Genomic DNA, 13,272 nt, shown 5'->3' on the forward strand with positions numbered 1-13,272 from the left:
GTGGCCGGTACGGTCCTGCTGGAGGTCGACAGCTGTGAACCGCGCTCTGCGCGCCGCCACGATGGGCGTTCTGCTCTTCTCCCCGCTCGCCCTCTCGGCGTGCAGCGCCGGCCAGGTCACGCAGACCGCCACGCAGGAGCGCGACAAGGTGGGCGCGATGGCCCAGGTCGGCGACATCGTCCTGCGGCAGGTCGCGGTCACGCACCCCGAGGGCGGCCGCTACGAGGCCGGGGACGACGCCACCCTGCGGCTGGCGATCGTGAACACCGGTGTCGAGGACGAGACCCTGACGGGGGTCACCGGCGAGGGCTTCGGCGAGGCGACGATCAGCGCGGGCGAGGCAGCGGCGACCAGCACCGTCCCGCCGAACACCGGTGGCGGCGTCACCGGCTCCACGGACGCGCCCACCGGTGACGACGGCGAGCTGGAGATCCCCGCGGGGACGACCGTCTTCCTCGGGGAGGACGAGGGCCCCGCGATCACGCTCACCGACCTCGACGAGGAGCTCACGACCGGGGGGCTGGTCGAGCTGACCTTCACCTTCGAGAACGCCGGCGAGATCCCCCTGACGGTCCCGGTGGCCACCCCGGACGAGGTCCTGGAGCGCGGCGAGTCGTTCGACTTCCACCACTCGGAGGAAGAGGGCGGCCACGGCGCCGAGGAGATCGCCCGCGAGCGGGAGTCCGACGTCGGCGACGCCGAGTGACCCTCCCGCCCCACCGCTCTTCCGCCGTCTTGTCGTAGGTCGGGGTTAGCGTCGCCGCGTGCCGCCCGCCGGAGTGAAGACCGCCCGCCCTGCCCACCGCTGCACCGAGTGCGGCTACGCCTCGGCCAAGTGGGTCGGGCGCTGCCCCGAGTGCCAGGCGTGGGGCAGCCTGCAGGAGGTCGGCGCCCCCGCCACCGGGCTGCGGGCCGTCTCGGCCGGCCCGGTGAGCGCCCCCGCCCGCCCGATCGCCCAGGTCGAGCTCGCGGGCGCCCGCGCCGTCCCGACCGGCATCGCGGAGTTCGACCGCGTCCTGGGCGGCGGGCTGGTGCCGGGCGCGGTGCTCCTCGTCGCCGGGGAACCCGGGGTCGGCAAGTCCACGCTCCTGCTCGAGGTGGCCCACCGGGTGGCCGCCGCGGGCGGGCCGGCCCTCGTCGTCTCCGGGGAGGAGTCGGCCGGCCAGGTCCGGCTGCGCGCGGAGCGGATCGGCGCCCTGCACGACCGGCTGTACCTGGCCGCCGAGACCGAGCTCTCGGCGGTGCTGGCCCACGTCGAGGCCGTCAACCCCTCGCTGCTGATCCTCGACAGCGTGCAGACCGTCCGCTCCCCCGCCGTGGAGGGCACCGACGGCGGCTCGACGCAGGTGCGCGCCGTCGCCTCGGCCCTGACGGGCGTGGCGAAGACCCGGGGCATGACCACGATCCTCGTCGGCCACGTCACCAAGGACGGCGCCATCGCCGGCCCGCGCACCCTCGAGCACCTGGTCGACGTCGTCGTCTCCTTCGACGGCGAGCGGCACTCGACGCTGCGGATGGTACGGGCGACGAAGAACCGGTTCGGCCCGGCCGACGAGATCGGCTGCTTCGAGATCGGCGACAGCGGGGTCGTCGGCGTCCCCGATCCCTCGGCGCTGTTCGTGTCGCGTCGCACCGACCCGGTACCGGGCAGCTGCGTCACCGTCACCCTCGAGGGCAGCCGACCCCTGCTGGCCGAGGTGCAGGCCCTCGTGGCGAGCACGAGCGGCGGCGGCTCCCCCCGGCGGGCCGTCAGCGGGCTGGACTCGCAGCGGGTCGCCATGGTGAACGCGGTGGTGGAACGGCGTGGGCGCGTCAAGCTCGCCGAGGCCGACGTGTTCGCCGCCTCCGTCGGTGGGGTGCGGATCGCCGAGCCGGCGGCGGACCTGGCCCTGGCGCTGGCGATCGCGTCGGCCGCCAAGGACGCCCCACTGCCGGCCGGCCTGGTGGCACTCGGCGAGGTCGGCCTCTCCGGGGAGATCCGCCGGGTGGGGGGCACCGGCCGCCGGCTGGCCGAGGCCGCCCGCCAGGGCTACCGCGTCGCGCTGGTGCCCCCCGATGCCGGGCAGGCCCCGGCCGGCATGCGGCTGATCGAGGTCCCCGACCTGGGGGCCGCCTTCCACCGCATGTTCTGAGCCCGTAGGGTTTCGTATGGGGGTCGCGGGCGGACGCCGGCACCCCCGAGCCTGCCCGGCCCCCGACGGGGCCACGTAGACTCGGCCACCGAACCACTCGACCGTCAGGAGCGCTCGTGCCCGCCGACGTGGACCCCGAGGTCGCCCTGCGCGAGCTCCTCGGCCGCATCGCCCCCGGCACGGCGCTGCGCGACGGCCTCGAGCGCATCCTGGCCGGCCGCACCGGCGCGCTCATCGTGCTCGGCTACGACCGGGTGGTGGAGTCGATCTGCACCGGCGGCTTCGCCCTCGACGTCGCCCTCTCGGCCACCCGGCTGCGGGAGCTGGCGAAGATGGACGGCGCGGTGATCGTCTCCTACGACGGCAGCCGCATCGTCCGGGCGGGCGTGCACCTCATGCCCGACCCCACCGTTCCGACCGAGGAGTCGGGCACCCGGCACCGCACCGCCGAGCGGGTCGCCGTCCAGACCGGCTACCCGGTGATCTCGGTGAGCCAGTCGATGCACATCATCAGCGTGTACGTCGCCGGCCGCCGGTACACCCTCGAGCACCCCACGACGATCCTCGCCCGAGCGAACCAGGCGCTCGCCGCGCTGGAGCGCTACAAGCTCCGCCTGGACGAGGTGGCGAGCACGCTGTCCGCACTCGAGATCGAGGACCTCGTGACCGTGCGGGACGCGATGAGCGTCAGCCAGCGGCTGGAGATGGTCCGCCGCATCGCCGACGAGATCGAGGGCTTCGTCGTCGAACTGGGCACCGACGGGCGGCTGCTGGCCCTGCAGCTGGACGAGATGCTGGCCGGGGTCGAGGAGGACCGGGGGCTGCTCGTGCGCGACTACCTCCCCGCGGCAGGGCGGCGCCACCGCACGATCGACCAGGTGCTCACCGACCTGCGGGCGCTGACCGCCACGGAGCTGCTCGACCTCTCGGCGGTCGCCCGGTGCTACGGGCTGCCGACGTCGCCGGACGCGCTCGACTCCCCCGTGAGCCCGCGGGGTTACCGGCTGCTCGCCCGGGTGCCCCGGCTGCCCGCCGGCATCATCGACCGGCTGGTCGAGCACTTCGGCGGACTGCAGAAGCTGCTCGCCGCCACGATCGAGGACCTGCTGGCCGTGGAGGGCGTCGGGGAGGCCCGCGCCCGGGGTATCCGGGAGGGCTTGTCCCGGCTGGCCGAGACCTCGATCCTCGACCGCTACAGCTGAGGCTCCGGGACGAGCCTCGTCCCGAGCCTCGTCCCGGACGGGGGCCTCACTGGAGGGTGATCGGGGCATCCCCGGACACCTTGGTGTCCAGCCGGCCACGCAGCACGTAGTCACCCGCCGGCGGGGTCACCCGGGGAGCGGTGCAGGTCGGCTCGCTGGTCAGCCCGCCCCACACCACGGGGAAGACGACCAACTCCCCCGGCGCCAGCGTGCGCTCGTCGTCGCTGCTCTCCGGGAAGCAGTCGTTGCTGCCCCAGACCCGCGCGCCGTCGGCGTCGACCATCACGAGCTCCTGCAGCTGCTTGTCCAGCCTGCGCACGCACGGCACCGGCGAGGAGTTGACCACCACCAGCTCGAAGGTCGGCTTGCTGCCCACGGGCGCCGTCCCGGGGGTGCGCACCTCGAGGTCCAGCATGTCGTCGGTGCAGGGCCCACCCGGGGTCGGGCCCGCCGGTACCGGTGGCTCGCTGGGTGGCGGCGTCGTCCCCGGCGTCCGGACCCCGGAGGCCGAGGGCACCACCCGCTCCAAGGCGGGCGGCTCGGACGGCGCGGCGCCGCCGGCCGACGCGGCCGCGGGACCGCTCCCCCCGCTGCTGGTCAGGAGGCTCACCGCGAGCCACGCCAGGCCGCCGAGAACGGCCAGCAGGAGGACCAGCACGGTCAGCCGACGCCGCCAGTAGACGGCAGCGGGCAGCGGACCGACCGGGTGCAACACGCGGGGAACGCTAGTGCGCCCGGTGCGGACTGGTCCGCTCGGCACGCCGCGCCGTGCGCACGGCAGACTGGACGCCCGTGACCGGTCCGACCTCCCCCGCGGCCGCACCTGTCGGCGAGGTGATCGTCGACTGGTACGCCACCGCCGCCCGCGACCTCCCCTGGCGGACGCCAGACGTCGAACCCTGGGCCGTCCTGGTCAGCGAGGTGATGCTGCAGCAGACCCCCGTGGCGCGCGTGGAGCCCGTCTGGCGCGACTGGATGACCCGGTGGCCCACCCCGGCAGGGCTCGCCGCAACGCCGCCCGGCGAGGTGATCCGGGCCTGGGGGAAGCTCGGCTACCCCAGACGAGCCCTGCGGCTGCGGGAGGCCGCGATCGCGATCACCGAGCGGCACGGCGGCGTCGTCCCCGCCGAGGTCCCCGCCCTGGAGGCGCTACCGGGCGTCGGCACGTACACCGCCCGGGCCGTCGCCTGCTTCGGGTACGGCCGGCGCCAGCCCGTCGTCGACACCAACGTCCGCCGCGTGGTGGCGCGGCTGGTGCACGGTCGCGCGGAGGCGGGCAACGCCCGGGCCGCCGACCTCGTCGACATCGCCGCGCTGGCGCCGGAGGACGACGGCCGCGCCGTCCGCTTCTCGGTCGCGGTGATGGAGCTGGGCGCGCTGGTGTGCGTCGCCGGCACCCCGCGGTGCGGCGCGTGCCCGGTGCGTGACCGCTGCGCCTGGCGGCTGGCCGGCTCCCCGGCCCACGAGGGCCCGCCCCGGCGGGTGCAGAAGTTCACCGGCACCGACCGCCAGGTGCGTGGCCGGCTGCTGGACGTCCTGCGGGCCGCCCACGAGCCCGTGGACACCGCGGCGCTGGAACCGGCCTGGGCCGACGCGGTCCAGCGGTCCCGCTGCCTGTACTCGCTGCTCACCGACGGGCTGGTCGAGCAGACCGCCGACGGGAGATTCGCCCTTCCGACGTGAGGCGCCCTGCGAGGGTCGGCCTGCGGGGCGGGGCCGGAGGTTCCCCACGCGGGTCGACGAAAGGGCTCGACGCAGCCGGGGTACGGCACCTGGCCGCGGTGCGATCCGGAGGATCGCCATGTCACGACGACAGGGGCCGCCCCCACCTCGCGGTGGGAGCGGCCCCTGTCGTGGTCCTGCCGGCCTTACTCCGCCGAGGCGGAGCCGTTCTCGTCACCCTCGGCGCCCGAGAGGGCCACCGGCGGGGTGTCGGGCAGGTCGACCGGCTTGGCCTCGCCGCGGAAGGTGAACTTCGCGTCGGTGCCCTCGCCCTCGACGTCCACCACGATGATCTGCCCGCCGGACAGCTCGCCGTAGAGGATCTTCTCGCTCAGCGCGTCCTCGATCTCGCGCTGGATGGTCCGGCGCAGCGGCCGGGCGCCCAGCACGGGGTCGAAGCCCCGGGCGGCCAACAGCTTCTTCGCCGGCGGCGTGATCTCCAGCGCCATGTCCTTGTTCGCCAGCTGGCTCTCCACCCGGCTGACCATCAGGTCGACGATCTGGACGATCTCCTGCTCGGTCAGCTGGTGGAACACGACGATGTCGTCGATGCGGTTGAGGAACTCCGGCCGGAAGTGCTGCTTGAGCTCCTCGTTGACCTTGAGCTTCATCCGCTCGTAGTTCGACTGGTCGTCGTTGCCGGCCTGGAAGCCGAGGCCCACGGCCTTGGAGATGTCCCGCGTACCGAGGTTGGTGGTGAGGATCAGGATCGTGTTCTTGAAGTCCACGATCCGGCCCTGACCGTCGGTGAGCCGACCGTCCTCGAGAACCTGCAGCAGCGTGTTGAACACGTCCGCGTGCGCCTTCTCGATCTCGTCGAAGAGGACCACCGAGAACGGCTTGCGCCGCACCTTCTCGGTCAGCTGGCCACCCTCGTCGTAACCGACGTACCCCGGAGGGGCACCGACGAGGCGGGACACGGTGAAGCGGTCGTGGAACTCACCCATGTCGATCTGGATGAGCGCGTCGTCCTCACCGAACAGGAACTGCGCCAGCGCCTTCGCCAGCTCCGTCTTACCGACACCCGAGGGGCCGGCGAAGATGAAGGAGCCACCGGGACGGCGCGGGTCCTTGAGGCCCGCCCGCGTGCGCCGGATCGCCTGGCTGACGCTCTTGATGGCCTCTTCCTGGCCGATGATCCGCTTGTGGAGCTCGTCCTCCATGCGGAGCAGACGGGTGGTCTCCTCCTCGGTGAGCTTGAAGACGGGGATGCCGGTCCAGTTGGCCAGCACCTCGGCGATCTGCTCGTCGTCGACCTCGGCGACGACGTCCATGTCGCCGGCCTTCCACTGCTTCTCGCGCTCGGCCTTCTCGCCCAGCAGCTGCTTCTCGGTGTCGCGCAGCGACGCGGCCTTCTCGAAGTCCTGCGCGTCGATCGCCGACTCCTTCTCGCGGCGGACGGCCGCGATCTTGTCGTCGAACTCGCGCAGGTCCGGCGGCGCGGTCATCCGCTTGATCCGCATCCGCGCGCCCGCCTCGTCGATCAGGTCGATCGCCTTGTCGGGCAGGAAGCGGTCGGAGATGTACCGGTCGGCCAGCGTCGCGGCGGCCACGAGCGCGCCGTCGGTGATGCTGATCCGGTGGTGCGCCTCGTACCGGTCGCGCAGCCCCTTGAGGATCTCGATCGTGTGGGCCAGCGTCGGCTCGCCCACCTGGATCGGCTGGAAGCGGCGCTCGAGCGCGGCGTCCTTCTCCAGGTGCTTGCGGTACTCGTCGAGCGTGGTGGCGCCGATGGTCTGCAGCTCGCCGCGGGCCAGCATCGGCTTGAGGATGCTGGCGGCGTCGATCGCGCCCTCGGCGGCACCCGCCCCGACGAGGGTGTGGATCTCGTCGATGAACAGGATGATGTCGCCGCGGGTGCGGATCTCCTTGAGCACCTTCTTGAGCCGCTCCTCGAAGTCACCGCGGTAGCGGGAACCGGCGACGAGCGCACCCAGGTCGAGGGTGTAGAGCTGCTTGTCCTTCAGCGTCTCGGGCACCTCGCCCTTGACGATCGCCTGGGCCAGGCCCTCCACGACGGCGGTCTTGCCGACGCCGGGCTCGCCGATGAGGACCGGGTTGTTCTTGGTGCGCCGCGAGAGCACCTGCATGACCCGCTCGATCTCCTTGGCCCGCCCGATGACCGGGTCGAGCTTGGAGTCGCGCGCGGCCTGGGTCAGGTTGCGGCCGAACTGGTCGAGGACCAGCGAGGTCGACGGCGTGCCCTCGGCGGGGCCGCCGGCCGCGGCCGGCTCCTTGCCCTGGTAGCCGCTCAGCAGCTGGATGACCTGCTGGCGGACGCGGTTGAGGTCGGCGCCGAGCTTCACGAGGACCTGGGCGGCGACGCCCTCGCCCTCGCGGATCAGGCCGAGCAGGATGTGCTCGGTGCCGATGTAGTTGTGGCCGAGCTGCAGCGCCTCGCGCAGCGACAGCTCCAGGACCTTCTTCGCCCGCGGGGTGAAGGGGATGTGCCCGGACGGCGCCTGCTGGCCCTGCCCGATGATCTCCTCGACCTGCTGGCGGACACCCTCGAGCGAGATGCCGAGGGACTCCAGGGCCTTGGCAGCGACGCCCTCACCCTCGTGGATCAAACCCAGGAGGATGTGCTCGGTGCCGATGTAGTTGTGGTTGAGCATCCGGGCCTCTTCCTGGGCCAGGACGACGACACGGCGGGCTCGGTCGGTGAACCGTTCGAACATCTGCTGCTTCTCCTCTGACCGGCTGGTCCGGCGCTGCCCTCCCCGTGCTGGGAAGGAGCACCCGACGTCCGTCGGCGCGCGGGGGCACCGGTCTTTCCACTGTAGTCGCGGACCACGCCGTCCCGTCGTCGTCCGACGGTTCCGGTGGGTGGCTGTCCGTTCCAACCACCCCCTGGCAGGTGGTGTTCCGCCCCCGTTACGCCGTGAGCGGACGGTGCACACCGTCGGCCTGTCGGCCTCCACCGCGGCCAGGTGCCGGGAGCGCTGCACGGAGCCGGAACGAATCGACCCGCGGGTGGGGACGCTGCGCGCCCCCGCCACGCGGGTCGAAGTCCGACCAGGTCGGAGTGCTGCTGTCCTGCGTCAGTGGGCGGCTTCGTAGGCCTCGACGACGCTGGCCGGGATGCGGCCGCGGTCGCTCACCGCGTGACCGTTCTTGCGCGCCCAGTCGCGGATGGCGCCTGCCTGCTCGCGGTCCATCCGGCCACCGCCACCGGTGGCGCGGGACCGGCCACCGCCCGAGGCGCGGGTGCCGCGGCCGACCTTGCGCGCCGCCGAGATGTACCGGGCGAACGCGTCGCGCATCTCCTGGGCGTTCTTCTCCGCCAGGTCGATCTCGTACGAGGTGCCGTCGAGCGCAAAACTGACGGTCTCGTCGGCCGGAAGATTCTCGTCGAGGTCGTCGCTCAGGATGACCTGGACCTTGCGCGCCATTCGTTCCTCGCTAATCGCAGCGACCCGGAGGTCGGACGGAAATAGCACCCGGCGGGTGCTAGGTCCATTACAGCACGATCTCCGGATAATCGGAAATGGGCGCACGATTCCACTCCTCTATTCGAGGGGGAATCGAGATACGGCCCGATCAGGAACTGATTGGCCGGACCAACGGGAACAGGATCGTCTCCCGGATCCCGAGACCGGTGAGCGTCATCATCAAGCGGTCCATGCCCATTCCCACGCCCCCCGTGGGCGGCATGCCGTATTCCAGCGCCTCGAGGAAGTCCTCGTCGAGCACCATCGCCTCGGGATCGCCGGCCGCGGCCAGCAGCGCCTGCTGGGTGAACCGCTCCCGCTGGACGACGGGGTCGACGAGCTCGGAGTACCCGGTGCCCCGCTCGATCCCGCCGATGTAGAGGTCCCACTTCTCCGCGACACCCGGCTCCGAGCGGTGCGCCCGGGTCAGGGGCGAGGTGTCCACCGGGTAGTCCATGACGAACGTCGGCTCCTGCAGCGACGGCTGCACCAGCGCCTCGAAGATCTCCTCGACCAGCTTGCCGTGGATCCAGGCCGGGTCGACGCCGACCCCGTGCCGCTCGGCCAGGGCGCGCAGCTGCTCGATCGGCGTCTGCGGCGTCACCGTCTCCCCCACCGCCTCGCTGACCAGGTCGAACAGCCGCACCTGCCGCCACACGCCGGAGAGGTCCAGCTCGGTGCCGTCGTGGTGCCGAGCCACGTGGTCGCCGAACAGCGCCGCACAGCTCTCCTGGATCAGTTCCCGGGTGATGACCGCGATGTCGTTGTAGTCGAGGTAGGCCGCGTAGAACTCCAGCATCGCGAACTCCGGGGAGTGCGAGCTGTCCGCACCCTCGTTGCGGAAGTTCCGGTTGATCTCGAACACGCGGTCCAGGCCGCCGACGATGCACCGCTTGAGGAACAGCTCCGGTGCGATACGCAGGTAGAGGTCCAGGTCGAATGCGTTCATGTGGGTGCGGAACGGCCGGGCCGCCGCACCGCCGTGCACGGTCTGCAGCATCGGCGTCTCGACCTCGATGAAATCCCGCCGGCCGAGCCCCGCGCGCAGGGTGGACATGACGGTGGCGCGCTGGCGGACGGTGCGGCGGGCCTCGTCGCGCACGATCAGGTCGACGTAGCGACGGCGGACCCGCAGCTCCTCGCTCATCGGCTTGTGCGCCACCGGCAGCGGGCGCAACGCCTTGGCGGTCAGCTGCCAGGAGTCGGCGAAGACCGACAGCTCGCCGCGGCGCGACGTCCCGACCTCGCCCGCCACGAAGACGTGGTCACCGAGGTCGACGTCGGACTTCCACGCGGCGAGCGCCTCCTCGCCGACGCGGTCGCGGGAGAGCATCACCTGCAGCTCGGCGTCGCCCTCGCGCAGCGTGGCGAAGCAGAGCTTGCCGGTGTTGCGGAAGAAGATCACCCGGCCGGTGACCCCGACCCGCTCGCCGGTCATCGTGTCCGGCTCCAGCTCGGGGTGCGCGGCGCGGACCGCGGTGAGCGTCGTCGTGCGGGGCACCGTCACCGGGTAGGGGTCGACCCCCGACTCGCGCAGCCGGTCGAGCTTGGCCCGGCGGACCCGCATCTGCTCCGGCAGCTCCTCGCCGCTGTCGTCGGCGCCCGTACCGTTCGGTCCCACGTCCGTCACGGGAACCCAGCCTACGGGGCGGCCACCCGCCGCTCGGCGGCCTGCTGCCGCTGGAAGGCCAGCCGCAGCCCGTGCACCGTCAGGTCGGGCTCGCGTTCGCCGATGGTGCGGCAGCTGTCGACGAGCAGCGGGGCCAGCCCGCCGGTCGCGACGACGACCGGTGGGGTGCCGAACTGCGACACCAGCTCCGCCGAGATCCGGCCGACCAGCCCGTCGACCAGGCCGGCGAACCCGAGCACCAGCCCCGCCTGCAGCGCGGCGACGGTGTTCTTCCCGATCGCCTGCGGCGGGCAGGAGAGCTCGACCGAGCGCAGCTGGGCGGCCCGGCTGGCCAGCGCGTCGCGGCTGACCTCGACCCCCGGCGCGAGGGCGCCCCCGAGGAACTGCCCGTCCGGGCCGACGGCGTCGACGTTGGTGGAGGTGCCGAAGTCGACGACGACCACCGGCCGGGTCCCGCCGCCGGGTGCCCGGCCGAACAGCTCGTGCGCGGCCAGCGCCGTGACCACGCGGTCCGCCCCCACCTCGCGGGGATTGTCCACGTGCAGCGGGACTCCGGTGCGCACGCCCGGGCCGATGAGCACCACCGGCACCTCGAGGGAGTCCAGCAGCTGGCGCAGCGCCGGCAGCAGCGCGGGCACGGTGGAGCAGGCGGCCACCCCGGTGACCTCCGTGTCGCGCAGCAGGCCCCGCCAGAGCATGCCCAGCTCGTCGGCGGTGGCCCGGGGCGCGGTCGTCACCCGCCAGGAGCCGACCCGGCGGGCGCCGTCGAAGGTGGCGAGGACGGTCTGGCTGTTGCCGACGTCGACGGTCAGCAGCACCGGGTCACCGGATCGGGACGCCGACGTCGCTGCGCTGCTGGTCGGCGGCACCGGGCACCGGGGCCGACGGGTCGCCGCCGAGCTCGACGACGCGGTTGGCGCCGTCGACGTGGACGACCCTCGGGATGTAGCTCTTGGCCTCGGTCTCGTCCATGACGCCGTAGCTGATCAGGATGACCATGTCGCCGGGGTGCACGAGGTGGGCGGCGGCACCGTTGATGCCGATGACGCCGCTGCCCCGCTCACCGGGGATGACGTAGGTCTCCAGGCGGGCGCCGTTGGTGATGTCGACGATGGCGACCTGCTCGCCGGGCAGCAGGTCGGCGGCGTCGAGGAGGTCCTCGTCGACGGTCACCGAGCCCACGTAGTGCAGGTCGGCCTGGGTGACAGTGGCGCGGTGGATCTTGGACTTGAGCATCGTGCGCATCATCGGGGGCCTCCCAGTCGGACTGCCGTGTTGTCGAGGAGCCGGGTGCTGCCCGCGCGGACCGCGACGAGCAGGCGGGCGGGGCCGGCGGCCGGCGCCGGTCCCAGATCGGTATCGGTCAGTTCCAGGTAGTCCTGGACCAGGTCGGGGGCTTCGGCCAGGACGGCGCGGGCGGCGGCGAGGACGGCCTCGGCGCCGTGCGGGCCGGCGTCCGCACCGGCGCGCAGTGCCTGGTGCAACGTCGCTGCCCGGGCCCGTTCTTCCGGCGAGAGGTAGCGGTTGCGGCTGGACAGCGCCAGCCCGTCGTCCTCCCGCACCGTCGGGACGCCGACCACCTCCACGCCGAGCGCGAGCTCGCGGGCCATGGCGCGGATCAGGGTCAGCTGCTGGTAGTCCTTCTCGCCGAAGAGGGCGAGGTCGGGCCGCACCAGGCCGAAGAGCTTGGCGACGACGGTGAGCACCCCGGCGAAGTGCCCGGGGCGCACCGCCCCCTCCAGGACCGACCCCAGCGGGCCGGGGTCGACGGTCACCCCCACCGCGCCGGCGGGGTAGACCTCCTCGACCGGCGGGTGGAAGACGACGTCGGCGCCCTCCTCGGCCAGCGCGGCGAGGTCGGCGTCCCAGGTGCGCGGGTAGCGGTCGAAGTCCTCGCCCGGCCCGAACTGCGTCGGGTTCACGAACACCGAGACGACGACGCTGCCGGCGCGCTCGCGGGCGGCGCGGACGAGGGTGCGGTGCCCCTCGTGCAGGGCGCCCATGGTGGGCACCAGGGCGACCGGGCCGGGCAGCGCGTCGACCAGCCGGCGCAGCTCGGCGGCGGAGGCGGCGACGGCGGGCCGGGTGCCGACGGTCATCGGGACCCGGCCGGATCGTCGTGCCGGGCGGCGGCGAGCAGCTCGAGCAGCGGCGCAGCCTCGTGGTCCTTGAGCCGGCCGGCGGCGAGGGTCCGCTCCGCGGTGCGCTGTGCCATGGCGACGTAGGCGGCCACCGACCCCGGGGCTCGCTCGGTGAGGGTCCCCAGGTGGCGCGCGACGGTGCCGGCGTCGCCGCGGCTGACCGGTCCGGTGAGCCCTCGGTCACCCCGGCGCAGGCCGTTGTCGAGCGCGGCGGTGAGCAGCGGCGCCAGCACGCGGCCGGGTTCGGCCACTCCGGCGGTGCGCAGCAGGTCGGCGGCCTCGGCCACCAGGGTGACCAGGTGGTTCGCGCCGGTGACCAGCGCCGCGTGGTAGAGCGGGCGGTCGGCCTCGGCGACGAAGAACGGCTCGCCGCCCATCTCCAGCACGAGGGTCTCGGCCACGGGGCGGTGCTCCGGGCGGCTGGTCACGCCGAACGGGGCGCCGTCGAGCCGGTCGGCGTCCTCCGCGACGCCGGAGAAGGTCATGGCCGGGTGCAGCGCCAGGGCGAGCACCCCGGCCTGCTCGGCGGGGGCGAGCACGGCCAGCCCGTGCGCCCCGGACGTGTGGAACACCAGCTGACCGGCGCGCCAGGCGCCGGTCTCGGCCAGCCCGGAGACGAGGCCCGCCAGGGTGTCGTCGGGAAGGGCGAGGACGACCAGGTCGGCGGCGGCCACCACCGCGTCGGCCGGGATGAGGGGGACGCCGGGCAGCAGCCGCTCGGCGCGCTCGGCGGAGGCTGCGGACAGCCCGGACGCGGCGACGACGTCGTGGCCGGCGGCGGCGAGCGCGGCGCCCAGGACGGCGCCGACGCGGCCGGCGCCGATGACGCCCACGCGGAGGCGGGCGGGCGCGTCGGCCGGGCGGGCGTGCGTGCGGGCCGGGCCCAGCAACGCACGGACGGTCCTGCGGGGAGCAGGCATCGGTGCACCTCTCGTTCCAGTCCCTGACGGGTACCGGACGTCGGGCGCGATCCACACGGATCGCGGTGGTCGTTCGGTCCTGCTCCGGTCCGGC

General features: G+C 73.5%; 12 protein-coding genes. 4 read left to right on the forward strand and 8 right to left on the reverse strand.

Annotation, left to right across the window (positions count from 1 at the left end):
* Positions 1–34: 34 nt before the first annotated feature.
* From ACI79Q_RS02120 to disA, 3 genes are all read left to right on the forward strand, one after another.
* Positions 35–706 carry a hypothetical protein gene (locus ACI79Q_RS02120; RefSeq protein WP_456588120.1) on the forward strand — a complete coding sequence of 224 codons (672 nt, stop codon included), beginning with the start codon at positions 35–37 and terminating at the stop codon, positions 704–706.
* A 58-nt stretch (positions 707–764) separates the two neighbouring features.
* Positions 765–2,132 carry a DNA repair protein RadA gene (gene radA / locus ACI79Q_RS02125; protein ID WP_456588121.1) on the forward strand — a complete coding sequence of 456 codons (1,368 nt, stop codon included), beginning with the start codon at positions 765–767 and terminating at the stop codon, positions 2,130–2,132.
* A gap of 116 nt (positions 2,133–2,248) precedes the next feature.
* Positions 2,249–3,334, forward strand: a complete 1,086-nt coding sequence (disA, locus tag ACI79Q_RS02130) for a DNA integrity scanning diadenylate cyclase DisA (protein WP_456588122.1) — start codon at positions 2,249–2,251, stop codon at positions 3,332–3,334.
* A 46-nt stretch (positions 3,335–3,380) separates the two neighbouring features.
* Here disA and ACI79Q_RS02135 read toward each other — a convergent pair whose 3' ends face one another.
* Positions 3,381–4,049: a MucR family transcriptional regulator gene (locus ACI79Q_RS02135; RefSeq protein ID WP_456614062.1), complete on the reverse strand. Its 669-nt coding sequence runs from the start codon at positions 4,047–4,049 to the stop codon at positions 3,381–3,383.
* A gap of 77 nt (positions 4,050–4,126) precedes the next feature.
* On the opposite strand from ACI79Q_RS02135, the gene ACI79Q_RS02140 reads away from it, so the two are divergent.
* On the forward strand, positions 4,127–5,017 hold the full coding sequence (locus ACI79Q_RS02140) for an A/G-specific adenine glycosylase (RefSeq protein WP_456614063.1): 891 nt from the start codon (positions 4,127–4,129) through the stop codon (positions 5,015–5,017).
* A 185-nt stretch (positions 5,018–5,202) separates the two neighbouring features.
* Here ACI79Q_RS02140 and ACI79Q_RS02145 read toward each other — a convergent pair whose 3' ends face one another.
* From ACI79Q_RS02145 to ACI79Q_RS02175, 7 genes are all read right to left on the reverse strand, one after another.
* Positions 5,203–7,734 (reverse strand): ATP-dependent Clp protease ATP-binding subunit, encoded by a 2,532-nt coding sequence (locus tag ACI79Q_RS02145; RefSeq protein ID WP_456588125.1) that lies wholly within the window; start codon positions 7,732–7,734, stop codon positions 5,203–5,205.
* A gap of 363 nt (positions 7,735–8,097) precedes the next feature.
* Positions 8,098–8,448, reverse strand: a complete 351-nt coding sequence (locus ACI79Q_RS02150) for a histone-like nucleoid-structuring protein Lsr2 (RefSeq protein WP_456588126.1) — start codon at positions 8,446–8,448, stop codon at positions 8,098–8,100.
* A gap of 148 nt (positions 8,449–8,596) precedes the next feature.
* On the reverse strand, positions 8,597–10,117 hold the full coding sequence (gene lysS / locus ACI79Q_RS02155) for a lysine--tRNA ligase (RefSeq protein WP_456588127.1): 1,521 nt from the start codon (positions 10,115–10,117) through the stop codon (positions 8,597–8,599).
* Between the two features lie 11 nt (positions 10,118–10,128).
* The gene (locus ACI79Q_RS02160; protein ID WP_456588128.1) at positions 10,129–10,935 is read right to left on the reverse strand and encodes a type III pantothenate kinase; all 807 of its coding nucleotides are present in this window, start codon (positions 10,933–10,935) and stop codon (positions 10,129–10,131) included.
* A 4-nt stretch (positions 10,936–10,939) separates the two neighbouring features.
* On the reverse strand, positions 10,940–11,365 hold the full coding sequence (gene panD, locus ACI79Q_RS02165) for an aspartate 1-decarboxylase (RefSeq protein WP_456614064.1): 426 nt from the start codon (positions 11,363–11,365) through the stop codon (positions 10,940–10,942).
* Positions 11,362–12,216: a pantoate--beta-alanine ligase gene (gene panC / locus ACI79Q_RS02170; protein ID WP_456599068.1), complete on the reverse strand. Its 855-nt coding sequence runs from the start codon at positions 12,214–12,216 to the stop codon at positions 11,362–11,364. The genes panD and panC overlap by 4 nt, the downstream gene beginning before the upstream one ends.
* Complete coding sequence (locus ACI79Q_RS02175; protein ID WP_456588131.1) at positions 12,213–13,178, reverse strand: Rossmann-like and DUF2520 domain-containing protein; 966 nt, start codon at positions 13,176–13,178, stop codon at positions 12,213–12,215. The genes panC and ACI79Q_RS02175 overlap by 4 nt, the downstream gene beginning before the upstream one ends.
* Positions 13,179–13,272: the final 94 nt, after the last annotated feature.

This window comes from Blastococcus sp. SYSU DS0828, assembly GCF_054050975.1.

What these genes read in the sequence shown, in the direction of transcription:
- panC (WP_456599068.1), bottom strand. Translation starts at nt 12,216, where the DNA reads ATGACCGTCGGCACCCGGCCCGCCGTCGCCGCCTCCGCCGCCGAGCTG.
- ACI79Q_RS02150 (WP_456588126.1), bottom strand. Translation starts at nt 8,448, where the DNA reads ATGGCGCGCAAGGTCCAGGTCATCCTGAGCGACGACCTCGACGAGAAT.
- panD (WP_456614064.1), bottom strand. Translation starts at nt 11,365, where the DNA reads ATGATGCGCACGATGCTCAAGTCCAAGATCCACCGCGCCACTGTCACC.
- ACI79Q_RS02175 (WP_456588131.1), bottom strand. Translation starts at nt 13,178, where the DNA reads ATGCCTGCTCCCCGCAGGACCGTCCGTGCGTTGCTGGGCCCGGCCCGC.
- ACI79Q_RS02145 (WP_456588125.1), bottom strand. Translation starts at nt 7,734, where the DNA reads ATGTTCGAACGGTTCACCGACCGAGCCCGCCGTGTCGTCGTCCTGGCC.